Origin of the sequence: Streptomyces sp. NPDC020983 (genome assembly GCF_044333485.1) — a bacterium.
Classification (GTDB): Bacteria; Actinomycetota; Actinomycetes; order Streptomycetales; family Streptomycetaceae; genus Actinacidiphila.
The window spans coordinates 188999-210459 of record NZ_JBIRRA010000003.1; the positions used below are offsets into that span (position 1 = coordinate 188999).

At 75.1% G+C, this 21461-nt stretch carries 14 protein-coding genes and 1 pseudogene; 6 read left to right on the forward strand and 9 right to left on the reverse strand.

Going from position 1 to position 21461, the window contains the following annotated elements; all coding sequences use genetic code 11:
- Positions 1 to 67 precede the first annotated feature (67 nt).
- The 4 genes from ACH4SE_RS07235 to ACH4SE_RS07250 all read right to left on the reverse strand — a co-directional run bounded on the left by ACH4SE_RS07235 (position 68) and on the right by ACH4SE_RS07250 (position 6116).
- Complete coding sequence (locus tag ACH4SE_RS07235; protein WP_398542313.1) at positions 68 to 1498, reverse strand: VWA domain-containing protein; 1431 nt, start codon at positions 1496 to 1498, stop codon at positions 68 to 70.
- A complete protein-coding gene (locus ACH4SE_RS07240; RefSeq protein ID WP_398542314.1) occupies positions 1495 to 2916 on the reverse strand; it encodes a hypothetical protein in 1422 nt (473 codons plus the stop codon). Before ACH4SE_RS07240 ends, ACH4SE_RS07235 begins: the two co-directional genes overlap by 4 nt.
- Complete coding sequence (locus ACH4SE_RS07245; RefSeq protein ID WP_398542315.1) at positions 2886 to 3389, reverse strand: hypothetical protein; 504 nt, start codon at positions 3387 to 3389, stop codon at positions 2886 to 2888. Before ACH4SE_RS07245 ends, ACH4SE_RS07240 begins: the two co-directional genes overlap by 31 nt.
- Before the next feature lie 192 nt (positions 3390 to 3581).
- A complete protein-coding gene (locus tag ACH4SE_RS07250; RefSeq protein ID WP_398542316.1) occupies positions 3582 to 6116 on the reverse strand; it encodes a glycoside hydrolase family 3 C-terminal domain-containing protein in 2535 nt (844 codons plus the stop codon).
- Between the two features lie 439 nt (positions 6117 to 6555).
- Between ACH4SE_RS07250 and ACH4SE_RS07255 the strand changes: the two are divergent.
- The 3 genes and pseudogenes from ACH4SE_RS07255 to ACH4SE_RS07265 form a co-directional block, all read left to right on the forward strand.
- Positions 6556 to 7038 (forward strand): annotated as a pseudogene (locus tag ACH4SE_RS07255) (discoidin domain-containing protein); the annotation flags it as partial.
- Between the two features lie 867 nt (positions 7039 to 7905).
- Entirely contained in the window at positions 7906 to 9597 is a 1692-nt protein-coding gene (locus ACH4SE_RS07260; protein ID WP_398542673.1) for a discoidin domain-containing protein, read from the forward strand.
- Positions 9598 to 9771: 174 nt separating this feature from the next.
- A complete protein-coding gene (locus ACH4SE_RS07265) occupies positions 9772 to 10824 on the forward strand; it encodes a LacI family DNA-binding transcriptional regulator (RefSeq protein WP_398542317.1) in 1053 nt (350 codons plus the stop codon).
- A 24-nt stretch (positions 10825 to 10848) separates the two neighbouring features.
- Here the strand turns inward: ACH4SE_RS07265 and ACH4SE_RS07270 are convergent, their stop codons facing one another.
- From ACH4SE_RS07270 to ACH4SE_RS07285, 4 genes are all read right to left on the reverse strand, one after another.
- Positions 10849 to 11544 carry a 4'-phosphopantetheinyl transferase gene (locus ACH4SE_RS07270; protein WP_398542318.1) on the reverse strand — a complete coding sequence of 232 codons (696 nt, stop codon included), beginning with the start codon at positions 11542 to 11544 and terminating at the stop codon, positions 10849 to 10851.
- Positions 11541 to 12407, reverse strand: a complete 867-nt coding sequence (locus tag ACH4SE_RS07275) for a metallophosphoesterase family protein (RefSeq protein ID WP_398542319.1) — start codon at positions 12405 to 12407, stop codon at positions 11541 to 11543. The genes ACH4SE_RS07270 and ACH4SE_RS07275 overlap by 4 nt, the downstream gene beginning before the upstream one ends.
- Before the next feature lie 112 nt (positions 12408 to 12519).
- Positions 12520 to 13710, reverse strand: a complete 1191-nt coding sequence (locus ACH4SE_RS07280) for a thiolase family protein (protein ID WP_398542320.1) — start codon at positions 13708 to 13710, stop codon at positions 12520 to 12522.
- A gap of 224 nt (positions 13711 to 13934) precedes the next feature.
- Positions 13935 to 14372: a MarR family winged helix-turn-helix transcriptional regulator gene (locus ACH4SE_RS07285; protein WP_398542321.1), complete on the reverse strand. Its 438-nt coding sequence runs from the start codon at positions 14370 to 14372 to the stop codon at positions 13935 to 13937.
- 62 nt (positions 14373 to 14434) lie between these two features.
- Between ACH4SE_RS07285 and ACH4SE_RS07290 the strand changes: the two genes are divergently transcribed.
- On the forward strand, positions 14435 to 14830 hold the full coding sequence (locus ACH4SE_RS07290) for a VOC family protein (RefSeq protein ID WP_398542322.1): 396 nt from the start codon (positions 14435 to 14437) through the stop codon (positions 14828 to 14830).
- Here the strand turns inward: ACH4SE_RS07290 and ACH4SE_RS07295 are convergent.
- Complete coding sequence (locus ACH4SE_RS07295; protein WP_398542323.1) at positions 14827 to 15819, reverse strand: tellurite resistance/C4-dicarboxylate transporter family protein; 993 nt, start codon at positions 15817 to 15819, stop codon at positions 14827 to 14829. The two genes, ACH4SE_RS07290 and ACH4SE_RS07295, sit on opposite strands and share 4 nt — an antisense overlap.
- A gap of 230 nt (positions 15820 to 16049) precedes the next feature.
- On the opposite strand from ACH4SE_RS07295, the gene ACH4SE_RS07300 reads away from it, so the two are divergent.
- Together ACH4SE_RS07300 and narH are read left to right on the forward strand one after the other, a co-directional pair.
- Positions 16050 to 19769, forward strand: a complete 3720-nt coding sequence (locus ACH4SE_RS07300) for a nitrate reductase subunit alpha (protein WP_398542324.1) — start codon at positions 16050 to 16052, stop codon at positions 19767 to 19769.
- On the forward strand, positions 19769 to 21460 hold the full coding sequence (gene narH / locus ACH4SE_RS07305; RefSeq protein WP_398542325.1) for a nitrate reductase subunit beta: 1692 nt from the start codon (positions 19769 to 19771) through the stop codon (positions 21458 to 21460). The genes ACH4SE_RS07300 and narH overlap by 1 nt, the downstream gene beginning before the upstream one ends.
- The last annotated feature ends 1 nt before the right edge of the window (position 21461 follow it).

Sequence of the window (21461 nt, forward strand, 5' to 3'; positions counted from 1 at the left end):
TCTCTGGGAAAAGGTCGAACGTGGGGGGGGGCCGTCGTCGCGGCACGGTGGCCGGGCGGCGCCCGGCTCAGGTGAGGAACGTCTTCAGCTCGTGGACGAGCTTGCGTATGTGGCCGGACAGCACCGGCGTGCCCAGGTCCTTGAAGCGCTCGCGGAACCACGGGTTGACGCTGCCGCGGCCGGCGCTGGTCACCGAGCCGACCGGGATGAAGCGGGCACCCGAGCGGTGGACGGCGGCCATGCTCTCGAAGAGCGGTTCGCAGCGCCATTCGTAGAAGTCGGAGATCCACACCACGACGGTGTTGCGCGGCTCGGCGATCAGCGGCTGCGCGAGGGCCATGGCGACCGTGCCGTCCGTGCCGCCGCCGAGGTTGGTGCGCAGCAGCGTCTCGAACGGGTCGTGCACCCACGGGGTGAGGTCCAGGGCCTGCGTGTCGTAGGCGATCAGGTGGACGTCGACCTTGGGCAGCCCGGCGAAGATCGACGCCAGGATGGTGCAGTTCACCATCGAGTCGACCATCGAACCGGACTGGTCGACGACCACGATCAGCCGCTGCGGGGTCGTGCGGCGGGCGGTGTGCCGGTAGTAGAGCCGGTCGACGTAGAGCTTCTCGTCCTCCGGGCTCCAGTTGGTGAGGTTCTTCCAGATCGTCCGCTCCAGGTCCAGGTTGCGGAAGACCCGTTTGGGCGGGACGGACCGGTCGATCGCGCCGACCGTCGCCTTCTCCACCTGGGTGCGCAGGACTTCGGCGACCTCGTCGACGAAGCGGCGGATCAGGGCCTTGGCGTTGGCCAGCGCGACACCGGACAGGTTGTTCTTGTCCCGCAGCAGCTGCTCGATGAGCGACATGCTCGGGGTGAGCTGCGCGGCCAGCTGCGGATCGGCCAGCACCTCGCGCAGCTGCATCCGCCGGACGAGGTCGGCCTCGATCGCGGCCAGCTCCGGCCCGATCGCCGGGACGAGCCGGCTCAGGTCCGGCGTGCCGTGCCCGGCGCCCGTACCCGTCGGGCCGGCGCCGGGACCCGCGCCCCGGCCGCCGCGCAGCCCGCCGGGACGGCAGCCGAGGGCGCGCTCCAGCCAGTGCGCGTCGGCCTGCCAGCGCGCCAGCTGCCCCGCCGTGACGGCCCCGCCGCCGGTCGCGAAGACGTTGAGCAGCACCTTGGAGACCAGGGCCGCGCGGCGCACTTCCGCGGCGCGGTCCCTGCCGCCGTCCGCGGCGGTCTCGTCGCCTTCGCCCGGCCCGGGGGCCGGCGGGACCATCAGGCCGTCGAACTCGGCGGCCAGTTCGGGGTGGCGCTGCACCAGGGAGTCGACGGAGACCTGCGGGTCGAGCAGGGCTGCCGGCAGGCCGACGTCCTCGACGACGGCCAGGCTCGCGGACTCCAGCGCCGCCTGCTCCTCCTGGTCGAAGAGCCGGGCGAGCAGCCGCCAGTAGACGACCTGCCGCCGGGTGTCGTGGGCCGGCGCGGGCACGGGCGCGGTGGGCTGGTCGGTCATTTCCGCAGCAGCCTTCCCGCGCGCTCCCGCAGCGCCTCGGCGGCGTCCGTGGCGGCCTTCTCCGCCCTGGCCCCGTCCTTGTCGGCGGTGCCGCCCGCCCACGCCCCGGCGTGCAGCGCGACGGGCTTCTTGCGCACGACGCTCTCCACGGCGAGTGGCTGCAGGCGGAAGGCTCCCGCGTCCCAGCGCAGCAGGCCGATGCAGGCGGCGGACTTCGCGACGGCCTCCGGCGTGAGGGGGCCGGCGACCGGGACGCGGTCGGTGTCGACGGGCAGCTCGCCCCCGGCGAACGTGAGGACCAGGCCCTTCCCGTCGTGCTGCGCCGCGGCGTAGCCCTCCACGAAGACGGGGACGGCGATACGTGCCGGGTGCCGGTCGAGCGGTGCCACCGCGGGATCCGCGGCCGCGGGCAGCGCGACCCTCGCCGTGCTGAAGGCGTCGGCGGGCTCGCCCGGGCGCGCACACGCGTCGTCCCAGAGGAGATCGCCCCCGGCCGTCAGCGGCATCCCCGTGACGTCCATGCACCGGCCCTCGCCCGCGGCCGCCAGCAGCGACATGTGCGGGCGCAGCAGCTGCCACAGGCCCGCTCCCACCACCGTCTCCGGCTTGGGCGCCGACACGCTCGCCCGCACCAGCAGTGCCGCGGAGCCGTCGGCGGGCTCGAGGACCGCGTGCACCTGCGCCTGCACGGCCGTGGGGTGCTCGTGCAGATCGACACCCAGCGGCAGCAGGCGCCCGGTCGCCCGGGCCCCGGCGGGCGCGCCCGCGGCCCCGGGCAGCGTCAGCAGCAGCGCGCGCGACCACAAATCGGCCCAGCGGCGCGCCGGCACGCGCTCCAGGGCCGCGCCCGGGCAGCACGCGGCCAGCTCGCCGGCGAATCCGTCGAGCAGCGCGGCCAGGCGGCGCAGCGCCGGATCGGGCAGCATCGCCGCGACCACCGGCGCGGCGCCCGCGACGAGCTCGTGGTCCATGCCGCGCCAGCCGCTGCGGGCCACATCCGACAGCCAGGAGCGGGCGGCCGCCAGCACGTTCAGCGCCTGCTGCGCGCCGGGCCCCGGGGCGGCCGGCTCGGCCGCGGGCCGGCCCGTCGCCTCCGCCGCACGCGCGACCAGTGCGTCGTGCACCGAGCCGAGCAGGGCCGTGCGGCCCGCGGCGAGCGCCACGAAGTGCTCCTCGCCGGCCGCCCCCGTCGCGGCCTTCTCCGCCGCCTCGGCGACCTTCCCGGCCAGCGGCGACCCGGCGAGCGCGCCGGCCAGCGCCGCGAGCCCCGCGGCCTGGGCGGGCTGTGGCCGCAGCAGGCCGGAGACCAGCACCTCGTCGAACGCGTCGACGGCGGCGGTCGCCTCGTCGAGCCCGTCGATCTCCTCGGCGAGCACGTCCACCCGCATCACGCCACCGCCCTGGTCGGCGGGAACCACTGCATCTCCGGCAGCGGCGCCGTGGTCGGAGCCAGCTCCAGGTAGCCCAGCTGGCGCAGGAAGCGGCTGAAGACGGAGGCGGCCGACGACGAGTCGCCCTGCTGCGGGCGGGCCAGCACCATCGGGCCGAGGACGGTGGCGGCGTCGGCGCCGGCCTCCACGGGATCGAGCCGCATGTAGCGGGCGACACGCTGTGCCCCGTACTGGAGGACGGCCTCGCCGACGAGCGCGCGGATGTGGTTGCAGAACGTGCCGCGTGCGCCGCCGCAGGGGCGGTTGTTGTTCGTGCTGCACGTGAAGGCGAACGAGCCCGCGGCGATCGACGAGACGTACACCCGCGCCATGTCCGACCCGCTCGACACCACTCCCTGCAACCGTCCGTCCGCCAGCTCGACGAACGGCACCTTGGCGAGCTTGCGCGGACTGGCGGGCGCCACCACCCGCACCACGCTGGATCTCCCCCACTCGGACATGCGTCATCTCCTCTGCACACGCCGGGACGTACGCGCCGGACCGGCGCGACACCACAGAAGCTAGCGGGAGGGTCTGACACTGCCGATCTTGAGCGCGGGCGCCGCCGGGCCCCGGCGGGGGGCCGCCCCGGGAGGGCGCCGCCCGCTGTCAGGAGCGGGAGGCGCCCGGTCCGCGGCCCGGGTGACGGGCGGTCAGGTGGCCAGCGGCGCGCTGAGGGGCTGTCGGGCGGCGGACGGACCGGCGTGCAGCACGTACGGGCCGGGGCGCGGCACCCAGCGGGCGCCGTCCGGCGACCGGCGCAGCAGCACCCGCGGCTCGATCCGTACCTCGGCGACCGCGGCTTCGCCGGGCGCGGCGTGCACGGCGGCGTAACCGGCGAGCCGCGGGCCGCCGTCGTCGTGCTCGTCCGGACCCGTCGTCAGGTAGACCTGGACGACCTCGCGTCCGGCCCGCGTCCCGGTGTTGCGCACCGTGACCAGGGCGGTCGGCCCCGTGCCGCCGGGCGCCGGCGGCAGCACCTCCAGCGCCTCGTAGGCCCAGGTGGTGTAGCCCAGGCCGTGGCCGAACCAGTACGCCGGTTCCGCCCCCGCGCGCCGCCAGGCGCGGTGGCCGACGTACGGGCCCTCCGCGTAGCGCAGGACGCCGTCCTCGGGGGCCGTGGCGGGCAGCGGGGCGCCCGCGGCGCGCGCGGCCCAGGTGGTGGGGAGCCGCCCGCCCGGCTCGGCGCGGCCGAAGAGCACGTCCGCGAGCCCGTGCCCGGCCTCCTGGCCCGGGAACCAGCACAGCAGGAGCGCAGGAGCGCTCTCCCGCCAGGGCAGCTCGACCGGGCCGCCCGTGTTGACGATCACCACTGTGCGCGGGTTGGCCGCGGCCACCGCCGCGACCAGCTCGTCCTGGCGGCCCGGCAGCGCGAGCGAGGTGCGGTCGGCGCCCTCGCTCTCGATCTCGTCGGTGGTGCCCACCACCATGACCGCGGCGTCGGCGCCGCGGGCGCACGCGACCGCCTCGGCGACGGCCGCGTCCTCGTCCGGCCGCGGCGCGTCGGCCGCCAGCGCGACGGCCAGGCCCTGTTCCGGCAGCAGCCGCCGGGTGGCGACCAAATGCAGCACCTCGCCCGCGACGGCCCGGCGGACCGCGGTGCGGAAGGACGGCGCGACGTGCACGTAGGTCGGGTCCCCGGACTCCGGCTCCACCACGGTGTCGATCAGCGGCTCGCCGTCCGCGTGCAGGGTGACCGCGCCGAGGCCCACCACCGACAGCCGCCACTCCCCCGCCGCGGCGGGCGTGAAGTGCGCGCTGACCTCGACGGACGCCGCGGTCCGGGCCAGGTCCGGCGCGTCGCCCGGCTCCAGGACGCGCCCGCTGAGCCGGTGCTCGGCGCACAACTCCGTGCCGTCCGCGGCGAGGTAGCGGACCAGCACGCCCGGTTCGCCGGTGCGCGGGTCGCGGGCGTTGCCCTGGTGCAGCGGCGTCGGCCGGGTGCCCAGCCGTACACCTTCCGCGTGCACGACCTCGGTACCGCTGCCGGAGAGCGCTGCCCGGATCCCCTCCAGCGGCGACACGACCGCCTCCGGGAAGACCCCCGCGCTGCCCCCGCCCTGCACCCGCGCGGCGGAGGCGTTCGGCCCGATCACCGCGAGCCGCGCGAGCCCGCCGGCCGCACCGGAAGCGCCCTGTCCCCCCGCCGGGGCAGGGGGCAGCGGCACCAGCGGCAGCAGCCCGCCCTCGTTGCGCAGCAGTACGCAGCCCGCCGCCACCGCGCGGCGCAGCAGCGCGCGCGGCCCGGCGGCGGCGGGAGCGGTCCGCGGCGGCCGCACGCCCTCCAGCGCGCCCACCCGCGCGGCGAGCCGCAGCAGCCGCCGCACCTTGGCGTCGATCACCTCCTCCGGCACCCGTCCCGCACGGACGGCCGCGAGCAGCGGCTCGCCCCACAGCGGGTGCGGGCCGGGCATCGCGAGGTCCTGGGGGGCGAGCGCGGCCGGCTCCGTACTGCGCACCGCGCCCCAGTCGGAGACGACGACGCCGTCGAAGCCCCAGGCACCCTTGAGGGGTTCGGCGAGCAGCGGGCTCTGCGACATCGTGACGCCGTTGACGCGGTTGTACGCCGACATCACGACCCACACCCCGGCGCGCACCGCGGTCTCGAAGGGGGCGAGGTAGACCTCGTGCAGGGTGCGCTCGTCGAGGCGGGCGTCCAGCGTGAGGCGGCCGGTCTCGGAGTCGTTGGCGACGTAGTGCTTCGCGGTCGCGGCGACGCCGCCGGCCTGGACGCCGCGGATGTAGGCGGCGGCGGTGCGGCCGACGAGCAGCGGGTCCTCGGCGAAGCACTCGAAGTGGCGGCCGGCCGCGGGGGTGCGGTGCAGGTTGAGAGTGGGCGCGAGCAGCACATCGATCCGCTTGCGGCGGGCCTCCGCGGCGAGCAGCCCGCCCAGTTCGGCGACCAGTCCGTCGTCCCACGCGGCGGCGAGTGCGGTCGGGCTGGGCAGCGCGAGCGCGGTGTCGCGCTCGTCCCAGCGCTCGCCGCGCACACCGGCCGGCCCGTCGGAGAAGACCAGCGCGCGCAGGCCGACGGCGGGTTCCGCGGCGGTGCGGAAGGTCCCGGCGCCGGACAGCAGCCGGATCTTGGCGGGCAGGTCGAGCCGGGCGACGAGGGCGTCGAGCCGCTCCTCGGTGATCGCCGGCGCGGCGGCGGGCCGCGGCACGGGCAGGGGCCGTGGGGTGATCATGGTCATCCCTTCATGGCCTTCCGTGCGGCGCCGCCCGCGGTGTGACGGCCCATCGGCAGGAAGGCCGCGGTGAGCGGCAGGCTGGGGACGGGCGGTCGGGGCCGCGGGGGCGGGAGAGGTGCGTCAATGCCCGGGAGAGCTGTCGGAGAGCGCTCTCCCACACCCGCCACCCTGACGGCGCGCGCGAACCGGTGTCAAGCCCCGGCCGCCCGCCGCACCCCCGTACGCACGTCCGGTGCGCGACGGCGGGTCACACCTCCACCAACCGCCCCACGAGCGGCCGTTCGTGTCGCATCCCTTGACACCCCGGAAAGCCCGGGGCAACCATCGGGGCCATCGAGAGAGCGCTCTCCGAAAGCGCCCCGCTCCTCCCTCACCCCCACCGGCCCCCTCCCACGGGCCCCTCCTTCCTCCACCCCCCCCACCGCTGGAGTCCGTCATGAGAGCGTCACCCCCGGCACGCTCGCGGACCGGAGCCCTGCCTCCGCCGCTTCGTGCCGCCTTCCTGCTGCTCGTGGCCACCGGCCTCGCGCTCTGCGCGCTCGCCGTCCCGGCCCCCGCGCACGCCGCCGACGCCCTGCTCTCCCAGGGCAGGCCCGCCACCGCGTCCTCCAGCGAGGGCACCGGCTACCCGGCCTCCGCGGCCGTCGACGGCAGCACCGCCACCCGCTGGGCCAGCACCTGGTCCGACCCGCAGTGGCTCCAGATCGACCTCGGCACCTCCTCCACCGTCAGCAAGGTCGTGCTCGCCTGGGAGAACCCGGCGAAGGCCTATCAGATCCAGGTCTCCGACGACGCCACCCACTGGACGCAGATCTACGCCACCGGCGCCGCGCCCGGCGGCACCGAGACCGTGACCGCCGGCGGCACCGGCCGCTACGTCCGGATGTACGGCACCGCCCGCAGTAACGGCTACGGCTACTCGCTGTGGGAGTTCCAGGTCTACGGGACCGCGGGCACCGGCGGCACGTCCGGGGGGAGCACCGGCGGCAGCACCGGGACGCCGCCCCCCGGCGACTGGACGACGCTGTGGAGCGACGGCTTCGACGGCGCCGCCGGCAGCAGGCCCGACGCGGGCAACTGGATCACCGACACCGGCACCGCCTACCCCGGCGGCCCCGCCGGCTGGGGCACCGGCGAGGTCGAGACGGCCACGGACTCCCCCGCCAACGTCGGCCTCGACGGCAGCGGCCACCTCAACCTGACGGCACTGAAGTCGGGCGGCTCCTGGACGTCGGGCCGCATCGAGACCAGGCGCGCGGACTTCCAGGCCCCGGCCGGCGGCCGGCTGCAGATCTCGGCCACCCTCGAGCAGCCCGGCGTCGGCAAGGCGCTCGGCTACTGGCCGTCCTTCCGCGCCATGGGCGCGGGCTACCGCGGCAACGTCGACGCGTGGCCCGCGGTGGGTGAGAGCGACGTCATGGAGGACGTCAACGGCCGCAGCCAGCTGTCGGCGACGCTGCACTGCGGCACCGCCCCCGGCGGCAACTGCGCCGAGTACAACGGCCTGACCAGCGGGCTGGCCACCTGCGCGGGCTGCCAGACCGGCTACCACACCTACTCCGAGATCATCGACCGCACGACCTCCGACGAGCAGATCCGCTGGTACCTGGACGGCAGCCAGGTCTGGCAGGCCGACGAGTCGCAGGTCGGCGTGTCCACGTGGGACGCGGCCGTCCACCACGGGGTCTACCTCGACTTCAGCCTGCGCATCGGCGGCTCCTACCCGGACGCCGTGTGCGGCTGCACCTCGCCCGCCGCCGACACCACCTCCGGCGGCGCGCTGAGCATCGACAGCGTCACCGTGTCGCAGACCACCGGCAGCGCACCGGCGCCGCTGACCGACCCGCCCGTGCCGGCCGGCGCGAGCGACGTCCACGTCACGGGCGGCCAGGGCAACTGGCAGCTCACGGTGAACGGCAGGCCGTGGCAGGTCAAGGGTGTGACGTGGGGTCCGTCGGCGACGACCGCCGACGCGCACATGCGCGACCTGAGGTCCATGGGCGTCAACACGCTGCGCACCTGGGGCACCGACGCGAGCAGCAAGCCGCTGCTGGACGCGGCGGCCGCGTACGGGATGAAGGTCGTCAGCGGCTTCTGGCTCAACCAGGGCGCGGACTACGTCAACGACACCGCGTACCGGACGAACACCCTCAACGACATCAGGAACTGGGTCAGCACCTACAGGAACCATCCGGGTGTGCTGATGTGGGACGTCGGCAACGAGGTCATCCTCACCACCCAGGACCACTACTCCGGCGCGGCGGTCGAGCAGCAGCGCATCGCCTACGCGCAGTTCGTGGAGCAGGTGGCTCAGGCGATCCACGCGATCGACCCGAACCACCCGGTGACCTCGACCGACGCGTGGACGGGCGCGTGGCCGTACTACAAGCAGTACGCGCCGTCGCTGGACCTCTACGCGGTCAACTCCTACGGAGCGGTCTGCAACGTCAGGCAGGACTGGGTCAACGGCGGGTACAACAGGCCGTACATCGTGACGGAGTCCGGCGAGGCGGGCGAGTGGGAGGTGCCGGACGACGCCAACGGGGTGCCGGACGAGCCTGCCGACGCGCAGAAGCGCGACGCGTACACCTCGGCGTGGAACTGCGTGGCCGGGCACACGGGGGTGGGACTCGGCGCGACGATGTTCAACTACGGCGAGGAGAACGACTTCGGCGGCATCTGGTTCAACCTCCGCCCGGAGGGCTGGAAGCGGCCCGCGTACTACTCGGTCGCCAGGGACTACGGCGGCACCCCGCCGGCGGACACCCCGCCGTCGATCGGCTCGATGACGCTGTCGGACAGCTCGTCGGTGCCCGCGGGCGGCACGTTCACGGTCTCGGCGAAGGCGACGGACCCGGACGGGGACCTCGTCCGCTACACCCTGATGTACTCGGCCAAGTACGTCGACGGCACGACGGGCCTGCGCCAGGTGGACTTCACGCAGACCGGTGACGGGCAGTTCGCCGTCACCGCGCCCACCACGCCCGGGGTGTGGAAGGTGTACGTCTACGCCTACGACGGGCACGGCAACCTGGGCGTGGAGACGAGGTCCTTCCGGGTCGTGGCGCCGAAGGTCGACGGTACGGACGTGGCCCGGGGCAGGCCGACGACCGCGTCCTCCTCCCAGTCCGACCCGGCCGGCGGCTGCCCGTGCACGCCCGCGATGGCCACCGACGGGGACATGACGACCCGGTGGGCGAGCGACTGGAGCGACCCGCAGTGGATCCAGGTCGACCTGGGCGCGCCGACCGCCGTCCGGCACGTGCAGCTGGCCTGGGAGGCGGCCTACGGGAAGGCGTACCAGGTGCAGGTGTCGAACGACGGCAGCACGTGGACGACCGTGCACTCCACGTCGGCCGGCGCGGGCGGGGTGGACACCCTGGACGTCAGCGGCACCGGGCGGTACGTGCGGGTGACGATCACCCAGCGGGGCACGGCGTACGGCGACTCGCTGTACGAGTTCGGGGTCTACGCGTGAGCGGTGGCTCCGGATGAACCGGGCGGGGTGTGGCGGGCCTGCGGGGGGGTCGCCGCACCCCGCCCCCCGGTGGCACGACGAGGGCGGGAAGGGGCGCCCCGCGGACGGCCCTCCGCGCCGTGGCCTGCACGGAAGGCGGGAGAGCGCTCTCCCGTACATGGTATAACTGCACCCATGACGAGCAGCCGTCCGCCGGGGCCGCGCCGGCCCACGCTGGAAGACGTCGCGCGGTCCGCCGGGGTGTCGCGGGCGACGGTGTCGCGCGTCGTCAACGGGACGCGCAACGTCGACCCGGAGATCCGGCGGATCGTCCAGGAGGCGGTCACCGCGACCGGCTACGTGCCCAACCGCGCAGCCCGCACCCTGGTCACCCGGCGCACCGACTCGATCGCGCTGGTCTTCTCCGTCCCGGCGCACCGCACCGCCGACGACCCGTTCCTCGGCCAGGTGTTCAGCGACCCGTTCTTCGGCCGGGTGGTCGGCGGCCTGCTGACGGTGCTGCGGCCGCGCGGGGTGCACCCGGTGCTCATGGTCGCCGACTCCGAGGAGGCCCGGCACGCACTCGTGGCGAATCTGCGCCAGGAGCACATCGACGGAGTGGCGCTGGTGTCGATAGCCCCCGGCGACTCGCTGCCCGCGCTGCTCACCGGCGCGGGCCTGCCGACCGTGCTGTTCGCGCGCCCGTCCACGCCGATCCCCATCAGCTACGTCGACGCGGCGCAGCAGGCGGGCGCGAAGCTCGCGGCCGAGCGGCTGCTGGCCCGCGGCTGCCGCCGCGTCACCACGATCGCCGGACCCTCCGACTCCCCCGCCGGCCAGGACCGGCTGGCGGGCTTCCGGGAAGCGATGGCCGAGCACGGCCACGCGTACGTGCCCAGCGTGGAGGGCGGCTTCACGCAGGCCGGCGGCGAGCGGGCGATGCGCGAGCTGCTGGAGCACCATCCCGACACGGACGGGGTCTTCGTCGCCAACGACCTGATGGCGCAGGGGGCCCTGCTGGTGCTGCGCGACCAGGGCCGCCGGGTGCCGGAGGACGTCGCCGTGATCGGCTTCGACGACAGCAGCGCGGCGCAGGCGTCCCGCCCGCTGCTGACCACGATCCGCCAGCCGGTCGAGGACATGGCGGCGGAGATGGCCCGGCTGCTGCTCGCTCTCATCGACGACCCGCGGCAGGACACCCGCTCGGTCATCCTCAGGACGACGCTGGTGGAACGCGATTCGGGCTGAGCACGGGGCGGGGAGGGCCGCCGGTCAGGCGGCCCGCCCGGCCGGTACGGCGATGGCCGTGACGAGCAGCCCGTCGCGTACGGCCCAGCGCCCGGTGAAGGTGTCCGGTCCGACGCCCTCGGCGAGCAGCGGCCCCGGCACGAGCACACGCGCGGTGTAGCCGCCGCGGTCGGTGACGCCGGGATCGGTGTGGAGCAGCAGTTCGGCCTCGTGGAAGCCGAGCATGCGGTGGTGGTACGGGTACCAGGACTTGTAGACGGTCTCCTTGGCGCTGAACAACAGCCGGTCGAAGTGGACCGCGGGGGCGCTGCCGGCGAGTTCGGCGAGCCGGGCGCGCTCGGCGTCCGTGGCGAGCACGGCGTCCAGGACCCCCTCGGGGAGCGCCGCGTGCGGCTCGGCGTCGATGCCGAGGGCGAGCATGTCGCTGCTGCGGGCCACTGCCGCCGCGCGGTAGCCGTCGCAGTGGGTGATGCTGCCGACGACACCGTCCGGCCACTGCGGGGCGCCGCGGTGCGGATCGCGCAGGATCGGGCCCGGCGGGATGCCGAGCTGCCCGAGGGCCTCGCGCGCGCAGGCCCGGCCTGCGGCGTATTCGCGGCGCCGCTTGTCGACGGCGCGGGCGACGGCCGGCAGTTCCTCCGGGTGCAGCGGGGCGTGGTCCAGCTCGCCGCCGTAGGCGGAGCGGTGGAGGACGCCCGGGGGCAGGACGAGACCGATCACCGGGGGGCCGCCTGCCGCCGGCCCGCCAGGATGCGGCGCGGGCCCGAGGGGCCGGCCTCGCGGCGGCCCCACTCGCGCGGGTAGCCGAGCGAGACCTCGGTGAAGCGGACGCCGTCGCGCCAGATGACCCGCGGGATGTGCAGATGGCCGTACACGACCTCGGTGGCGCGGTAGCGGGTGTGCCAGTCCTCCGTCCGCTCGGTGCCGCACCACAGGGCGAATTCCGGGTAGGTGAGGATCTGGGTGGGCTCGCGGTGCAGCGGCCAGTGGTTGGCGAGGACGGTGGGCAGGGACGGGTCGAGGGCGTCCAGCCGGCGGGCGGTCTCCGCGACGCGGGCCCGGCACCAGTCGTCGCGGGAGGGCAGCGGGTCGGGCTGCAGGAACATCTCGTCCGTGCAGACGATGCCGGCCTCCCGGGCCTGCGCCAGTGCCTCGTCCTTCGTCCGGGCGCCGGGGGTGCCGTCCCGCCAGCTGTAGTCGTAGAGCAGGAACATCGGCACGACGGCGACCGGCCCCTGCGGGCCCTCCCACACCGGGTAGGGGTCCTCCGGGGTGATCACGCCGAGCGCGCGGGCCTCCTCGACGAGGTGGCGGTAGCGGCGCTCGCCTCGCAGCTGGACCGGGTCCTGCGGGTGGGTCCACAGCTCGTGGTTGCCGGGCAGCCAGATGACGGTGGAGAAGTGGTTGGTCAGGGTGGTCAGCGCCCAGGTGATGTCCGGGGTCAGCTCCGCGACGTCCCCGGCGACCAGCAGCCAGTCGTCGTCGTGCTCGGGCCGGAGGCGCTCCACGATCTGCCGGTTCGCCTCGTACCCGACGTGCAGGTCGCTGATCGCGAGCAGATGCGCCCCGTCAGGGCCTGTCATGGCGACTCCGTCCCCCGTGGTGCCGGCAACAGCGCTGCCGATTCTCCCAGAGGCGGACGCCGCGGCCAACCCCTACCGATCTTCCCCCGCCCGCCGCACCCCTGACTTGCGGTCAGTCCCGGTCGACGAGGACGGTGGCGCCCTGGCCGACGCCGACGCACATGGTCGCGAGCCCGCGCCGGGCACCGGTGCGCTTCATGCGGTGCAGCAGCGTGGTGAGGATCCGCGCCCCGGAGGCGCCGAGCGGGTGGCCCAGGGCGATGGCGCCGCCCTCGCAGTTGACCACGCCGGGGTCGAGGCCGAGCTCGCGCACACAGGCCAGGGCCTGGGCGGCGAACGCCTCGTTGACCTCGGCGGCGTCGAGGCCGCCCACCTCGCGGCCGAGCCGGGCCAGCGCCTTCCGGGTCGCCGGCACCGGGCCCGTGCCCATCACGTCGGGGTGCACGCCCGAGGCCGCGCCGGCGGCGTAGCGGCCGAGGGGTTCCACGCCGAGGTCGCGCAGGGCTGCGTCGCTGACCAGGAGCAGGCCGGCGGCGCCGTCGTTCATCGGCGAGGAGTTCCCGGCGGTCACGGTGCCGCCGGGGCGGAAGACGGGGGCGAGGGCGGCGAGCTTGTCCGCCCCGGTGTCCTCGCGGACCGACTCGTCGCGGGTGAACGTGACGCCGTCCGGCCGCACCACCGGCAAGATCTCGGCGTCGAACCGCCCGGCGGCGCGGGCCTCGGCGGCGGCGCGGTGCGAGCGCAGCGCGAAGGCGTCCTGGTCGGCGCGGCTGATGCCGTACCGGGTGGCGACCTCCTCGGCCGTCTCTCCCATCGCCAGCACGCCGTGCAGCTCGCGCATCGCCGGGTTGGTCAGCCGCCAGCCGAGCCGGGTGTCGTACGTCTGGAGCGTACGCGGCAGGGCCTCGTCCGGCCGGGGCAGCACGAAGGGGGCGCGGCTCATGGACTCCGAACCGCCGGCGAGCACGATGTCCGCCTCCCCGGCGGCGATCGCGCGGGCCGCCGCGGTGACGGCCTCCAGACCGGAGGCGCACAGCCGGTTGACGGTCGCGCCGGGCACGGAATCCGGCAGGCCGGCGAGCAGGGCCGCCATGCGGGCGACGTTGCGGTTGTCCTCGCCGGCCTGGTTGGCGGCCCCCCAGTAGACGTCGTCGATCCGGGCGGGGTCGAGGGCGGGCACGTCGGCGACGAGGCCGCGGATGACGCTCGCGGCCAGGTCGTCCGGCCGCACACCGGCCAGGCCGCCCCGGAGCTTGCCGATCGCCGTGCGGCGGGCTGCGACGAAATGGATTGCTGGGCGCATGACGTCAAACTAGCAGTGCTAGTCGCGATTGTGGGGCTCTCCGGGGGGAGGCCGCCCTCGCAGCCGCCGGGCGCGGGCGCCCAAGTCGGCCGTGCGGCGCGGGTCGTCACGGGCGCGGAGGGGCGGTCGCTCCGCAACCACCGGCCGGCGCGGGACTCCTCGCCCGTGCCCGGCGTCCCGGGCGGCGCCGCAGGCCGCTCGGGGGCCGCTCCGCGGCGTGAGGGTCAGGCCCCGTCGAAGACGCGCAGCAGCAGGGCGTGCAGGGTCGCGCGCTCCTGGGGGGTCAGGGGGGCGAGGAGGGCCGACTGGACGGACTCCGCCCCGGCGACCTGGCCGGCGAGGGCGGTCGCGCCGGAGGGGGTGAGGGTGACGCGGACGCGGCGCCGGTCGGCGGGGTCGCGGGTGCGGGTGACGTGGCCCGCGGCGGCGAGGTCGTCGAGCACCTTCACGATGTCGCTGGGGTCGATCGCGAGGCGCTCCGCCAGCTCCCGCTGGGTGTGCGGGCCGAAGTCGGCGAGGGCGGCGAGCACGGCCATGTGCCACAGGCGCAGGCCCTGCTCGGCGAGCCGGGCCGCGAGCCGGCCGCGCGCGGCCTTGCCGGTCCTCGACAGCAGGTAGGTGGTGAGGGCGGTGAGCGTGGGGGGTGTCCCGTCGGCGGCCATGGTCCTTATTGTAGGCTCGACCCAATAATAGGTCTGCACCCATTAATTGTCGCGAGGTCACCATGGACGCACTCCACCCCCGCCTGCTGGTCGCCGACTTCGGCGCCGCCTTCCGCTTCTACGACGCCGTCCTCCCCCCGCTGGTCGGCGCGCACCTCGCCCGCGGCTCGGCGGACGGCCCGTACGCGAGCTGGGACGTGGGCTCCGAGGGCGTCCTCGCCCTCATCGAGCGCTCCGCCTTCGCGGCGGTCACCGGCGCAGGCCCCGCCGGGGGCGACGCGGGCATGCTGGTCAGCAGGGTCGGGGACGTCGCGGCCGGGTACGGACTGTGCCTGCGGCACGGCGGCACCGCGGTCGCACCCCCCGCCCCCCGCCCCGCATGGGGCCCGACGATGCACACGGCCCACGTCCGGGACCCGGCCGGCAACCTGTGGGAGCTCCAGTCGTACGAGGACTAGAAGCGCGGCCGCCCCGCCTCGCGCCCGCGCGCGACGTGCGCCGCGAAGCCGGCGGCCACCAGCAGCCAGGCGGCGAGCGCGATCCACAGCAGCACGGTGCCCGTGCCGTGCAGCTGCCGGACGTGCCCCGCCTGCGCGGTGGAGAGGCAGGCCACCGCGCTCATGCCGAGCGGGAAGACCGTCGACCAGCGCCGCAGGTCGTAGTGCGGCCGGGGGCGGAGCACCTCGCAGACGGCGAGCACCGCGTACCACGCGAGGTCCAGGCCGAGCAGCACGAAGGTGAGGACGCGCAGGGCGCCGTGCCCGGCGCCGGTCCACACCGGCGAGGCGGTGAGCTTGGAAGCGGCGAGCGCGGAGATGGCCAGCGCCCCCGCGGCGATCCAGTGGTCGCCGCTGCCGGTGAGGACCTGGCCGAGGTCGAAGCGCCGCAGCGCCTCGGCGTAGAGGACGACGCCGAGCAGGCAGGCGGCGAGGGCGGCCCACGCCAGCCAGTCGCCCTGCCCCGCGGACGCGAGGGTCGCGGCGAGGACGGCCAGCCCCTCGGTGGCGACGCACACGAGGAAGGCGGCCCCGGGCGCGGGCCGCCTGAGGTGCCGCAGGACCGACAGCAGCAGCCAGGGCCAGGCGACGGCGCCCAGCGCGAGCAGCGCGAGGGCGGTGCGCTGCGCGCCCAGCAGCGACAGCCGGGTGCCGAGGACGCAGGTGGCGGCGACGGCGGTGAGCGCGGGCGGGTTGGCCGAGGCGGCGATCCAGCCGGAGCGGTCGGCGGCCAGCCGTACGGCGAAGGCCACCGCGAGCAGCACCCACAGCGCGGCGGTGACGGTCAGGAAGACTTCCGACAGGACGTCACGGCCGGTCAGGTGCAGGCCGATCGAGACGATGCCGGTGGCCATGACGGCGGCCCCGGCCCCGGGCGGCACGGTCGCGAGCCAGCCGACGGCACGGACGCCGGGAAACACGTCGGCGCTACGGCCCCGGAGTGTGGTCACCTCCGCATCGCAGCACACCCCCGCCCGCCGCCCCGCACCGCCACGCCGCACGGGACCGGGCGCGGGGGGCGGTCCCACCGCGCCACGCCCGGCGGCCACGGCCCCCGGAACGCGGCCGTCCCCGCGGCGGGCGGCCGAACGGTGGACGTCCGGCATGTCGGCACCCGCATTGGTCGGCCATTTTGTCCGATATTGCTACCTTCCGAAGTCGTCGGCCGGGAAGGAACGCCATGCGCGCCAGCACCACGGACACCGACCCGCCGGGCGGCGGCGCGCCCCGTGAGGCCGGCGCCGCGCTGCTCGCCGCCGGCAGGTTCTTCCGGCGCGGCGAGACCGCTCAGGACCTGCACAGCGAGCACCTCAAGGGCGGCCGCGAGGGCGACCGCTTCTACCGCGACCGGTGGAGCCACGACACCGTCGTCAACTCCACCCACGGCGTCAACTGCACGGGCTCGTGCCGCTGGAAGGTGTACGTCAAGGACGGCATCATCACGTGGGAGACGCAGGCGACCGACTATCCGACGGTCGGCCCGGACCGCCCGGAGTACGAGCCGCGCGGCTGCCCGCGCGGCGCCGCCTTCTCCTGGTACACCTACTCCCCCACCCGGGTGCGCTACCCGTACGTCCGCGCCGTGCTGCTGGAGATGTACCGGGAGGCCCGGCAGCGGCTCGGCGACCCCGTGCTGGCGTGGGCCGACATCCAGGCCGATCCGCAGCGGCGGCGCCGCTACCAGCAGGCGCGCGGCAAGGGCGGCCTGGTGCGGGCGGGCTGGGACGAGGCGGTGGAGATCGTCGCGGCCGCGCACGTGCACACCATCAGGGAACACGGTCCGGACCGTGTCGCGGGCTTCTCGCCGATCCCGGCGATGTCGATGGTCTCGCACGCCGCCGGCGCCCGCTTCATGTCGCTGATCGGCGCGCCCATGCTGTCGTTCTACGACTGGTACGCGGACCTGCCGGTGGCCTCGCCCCAGGTCTTCGGCGACCAGACGGACGTGCCGGAGTCGGGCGACTGGTGGGACGCGGCGTATCTGGTGATGTGGGGCACCAACGTGCCGGTCACCCGCACCCCGGACGCGCACTGGATGGCCGAGGCCCGCTACCGGGGGCAGAAGGTCGTGGTGGTCTCCCCGGACTACGCCGACAACACCAAATTCGCCGACGAGTGGCTCCACCCGCACCCGGGCACGGACGGGGCGCTCGCGATCGGCATGGGCCACGTGCTGCTGCGCGAGTTCTTCGTCGAGCGCGAGGTGCCCTTCTTCGCCGACTACGTGCGCCGCTACACCGACCTGCCGTTCCTGGTGACGCTGACCGAGCGCGAAGGGGCGCGGGTACCGGACAAGTTCCTGCGGGCGGCGGATCTGGGCGGGGAGGAGGCCGGGCAGGAAGCGGCGGAGTGGAAGACGGCGGTGTGGGACACCGCGTCCGGCGCGCCCGCGGTGCCCGGCGGTTCGGTCGGTTTCCGCTGGACGGAGTCGGGCCGGGGGCGGTGGAATCTCGACCTCGGCGACATCCGCCCCGCGCTGACGCTGCTGGGTACGGCGGGCTGGGAACCCGCCGAGGTGCTGCTGCCGCGCTTCGACACCGACGGCGGCACGCACGGCCAGGGCCGCGGGACCGTGGTGGAACGCGGGGTGCCCGCGGTGCGGCTGCCCGGCGGGCAGCTGGTCACGACCGTCTTCGACCTGCTGCTGGCGCAGTACGGGGTGGGCCGCGACGGGCTGCCGGGCCGCTGGCCCGCCTCGTACGAGGACGCCGACACGCCGGGCACGCCGGGCTGGCAGCAGGCGCACACCTCGGTGCCGGCGGCGGCGTGCGCGCGGATCGCCCGGGAGTTCGCGCGGACGGCGGAGCGCTCGCGGGGGCGCTGCATGATCCTCATGGGCGCGGGCACCAACCACTGGTTCCACTCCGAGACGATCTACCGCGCCTTCCTCGCGCTGCTCCAGCTGACCGGCTGCCAGGGCCGCAACGGCGGCGGCTGGGCGCATTACGTGGGCCAGGAGAAGTGCCGCCCGCTCACGGGCTGGGCGACCCTGGCCGGGGCGCTGGACTGGAGCCGCCCGCCCCGGCAGATGATCGGCACCGCCTACTGGTTCCTGAACACCGACCAGTGGCGCTACGACCACTTCCGCGCCGACGTGCTGGCGTCGCCGCTGGGCCAGGGCCGCTTCGCGGGGATGACCGGCGCGGACTGCCTGGCGCAGGCGACCCGGGCGGGCTGGATGCCGTCCTACCCGACCTTCGACCGCAACCCGCTGGAGCTCGCCGCGGGCGACGACCCGGTCGCCTCGGCGGTGGCCGAACTGCGCGCGGGCACCCTGCGGTTCGCGTGCGAGGACCCGGACGCGCCGCGCAACTGGCCGCGGGTGCTGACGCTGTGGCGGGCCAACCTGCTGGGCTCGTCGGGCAAGGGCGCGGAGTACTTCGCCCGGCACCTGCTGGGCACCCACTCCTCGCTGAACGCCACCGAGGCGCCGCCCGAGGTCCGGCCGCGCGACGTGGTGTGGCACGAGCGGGCGCCGGAGGGGAAGCTGGACCTGCTGCTGTCGCTGGACTTCCGCATGACGTCCTCGACCCTGCTGTCGGACGTGACGCTGCCCGCCGCGACCTGGTACGAGAAGCACGACCTGTCGAGCACGGACATGCACCCCTTCGTGCACGCCTTCTCGCCGGCCATCGACCCGCCGTGGCAGGCGCGTACGGACTTCGACGCCTTCCAGGCGATCGCCACGCGCTTCAGCGAGCTGGCGGTGGACCACCTCGGCACCCGCCGCGACCTGGTGGCGACCGCGCTCCAGCACGACACGCCCGGCGAGACCGCCCAGCCCGGCGGGCGCGCGCCGGACTGGCGGCGCGGCGAGTGCGAGCCCGTGCCGGGCGTGACGATGCCGGCCCTGACGGTGGTGGAGCGCGACTACACGGCGGTCGGCGCGAAGATGGCCGCGCTCGGGCCGCTCGCCGAGGAGCTCGGGCTGCCCGCGAAGGGCGTGACCCTGCGCCCGGACGCCGAGGTCGAGAGCCTGCGGCTGCTCAACGGCACCGCGGCCGGCGGCCCGGCCGCGGGCCGCCCGCTGCTGGACACCGCGGCGAAGGCGGCCAACGCGGTCCTGGCGCTGTCGGGGACGACCAACGGGCGGCTCGCGGTGCAGAGCCTGCGCTCGCTGGAGGCGCGGACCGGGCGGGCCATGGCGCAGCTGGCCGAGGACAGCGAGTCGCGGCGCATCACGTATGCCGACACGCAGGCCGCGCCGGCCCCGGTGATCACCTCCGCGGAGTGGTCGGGCAGCGAGTCCGGCGGCCGCCGCTACAGCCCCTTCACGCAGAACGTCGAGCTGCTCAAGCCGTGGCACACGCTGACCGGGCGGCAGCAGTTCTTCCTGGACCACGACTGGATGCACGAGCTCGGCGAGGCGCTGCCGGTGTACCGGCCGCCGCTGGACATGCACCGGCTGTTCGGCGAACCGCGGCTCGGGCCGGGCGGGCAGCAGGAGGTGACGGTGCGGTACCTGACGCCGCACAACAAGTGGTCCATCCACTCCGAGTACCAGGACAACCTCCTCATGCTGTCGCTGTCGCGCGGCGGCCAGGTGATCTGGATGGCGCCGCAGGACGCGGCCGCGATCGGGGTGCGCGACAACGACTGGGTCGAGGCGGTGAACCGCAACGGGGTGGTCGCGGCGCGCGCGGTCGTCTCGCACCGGATGCCGGCCGGCACCGTCTACATGCACCACGCGCAGGAGCGCACGGTCGCGGTGCCGAAGGCGCAGAGCACCGGGCGGCGCGGCGGCGTCCACAACTCGCTGACGAGGCTGATCCTCAAGCCCAGCCACCTCATCGGCGGCTACGCCCAGCTGAGCTGGGCGTTCAACTACCTGGGCCCGACGGGCAACCAGCGCGACGAGGTCACCGTGATCCGCCGCCGCAGCACGGAGGTGGCGTACTGATGCGGGTCATGGCGCAGATCGCGATGGTGATGAACCTCGACAAGTGCATCGGCTGCCACACCTGCTCGGTCACCTGCAAGCAGACGTGGACCAACCGCCGCGGCATGGAGTACGTCTGGTTCAACAACGTCGAGACCCGCCCCGGGCAGGGCTACCCGCGGCGCTGGCAGGACCAGGACACCTGGCGCGGCGGCTGGCGGCTGAACCGCCGGGGCGCGCTGACGCTGCGGGCGGGCAGCCGGCTGGCACGCATGGCGAACATCTTCGCCAACCCCGTGCTGCCCGGCATCAAGGACTACTACGAGCCGTGGACGTACGACTACCGCAACCTGGTCAACGCCCCGCTCGGTGACGACTTCCCGGTCGCCGCCCCGCGCTCGCTGATCACCGGCAGGCCGATGGCGATCGAGTGGAGCGCCAACTGGGACGACGACCTCGGCGGGTCGGTCGAGCACCGGGACGCCGACCCGCTGGTCGGCGGCCCGGGAGAGCGGGCACGGCAGATCTCCGAGAAGGTGCGCAGCACCTTCGAGGAGACCTTCATGTTCTACCTGCCGCGGATCTGCGAGCACTGCCTCAACCCGAGCTGCGTCGCCTCCTGCCCCTCGGGCGCGATCTACAAGCGCGCCGAGGACGGCATCGTCCTGGTCGACCAGGACGGCTGCCGCGGCTGGCGGCAGTGCGTGACGGGCTGCCCGTACAAGAAGGTCTACTTCAACCACCGCACCGGCAAGGCCGAGAAGTGCACCTTCTGCTACCCGCGGATCGAGGTGGGGCTCCCCACCGTGTGCTCCGAGACGTGCGTGGGGCGGCTGCGCCACCTCGGGGTGATGCTGTACGACGCCGACCGCGTCACGGCCGCCGCACGGACGCCCGACGAGCAGGGCCTGTACGCCGCGCAGCTGGGCGTCTTCCTCGACCCGCACGACCCGCAGGTGCGGGCGGCGGCCGAGCGCGACGGGGTGCCGCCGGACTGGATCGACGCGGCCCGCCGCTCCCCGGTGCACGCGCTGATCAGCCGCTACCGGGTGGCCCTGCCGCTGCACCCGGAATACCGCACGATGCCGATGGTCTGGTACATCCCCCCGCTGTCGCCGGTGGTGGAGGCGCTCACCGAGAGCGGTTTCGACGGCGAGGACGCCGGCCACCTGTTCGGGGCGATCGACGCGCTGCGCATCCCGGTCGAGTACCTGGCGGGGCTCTTCACCGCGGGCGATCCGGCGCCGGTGCGGGCGAGCCTGGACCGGCTGGCGGCGATGCGGGCGCACATGCGGGCCGTCACGCTGGGCGAGGCGCCGTCCGGCGCGGACTCGGACGCGGCGGGCGCGGTCGGCATGAGCGGGCGGGAGATCGAGGAGATGTACCGGCTGCTGGCGATCGCGAAGTACGAGGAGCGGTACGTCATCCCGACCGCCGCGATGGGCGAGGCGCGCGGCCTGGAGGAGTCGGTGCAGGCGCCGGGCTGTTCGCTGGACACCGACGGCGGGCCCGGCATGGGCGGCGACGCGCCCGGCAAGGGCCCCTTCGGCGAGGACTCGGGGCGCCGGCGGCTGCCGCTGGTGAGCCTGGAGACCTTCCACATCCTGCGCAGGCGCCAGACCGGCGACGACGAGGCGGCGGTGGGCGCGGAGTCCCCCGGCACGGGCCCGGCGCGCGCCCCGGGGGCGGGCGACCAGGAGGCCGAGCGGTGAG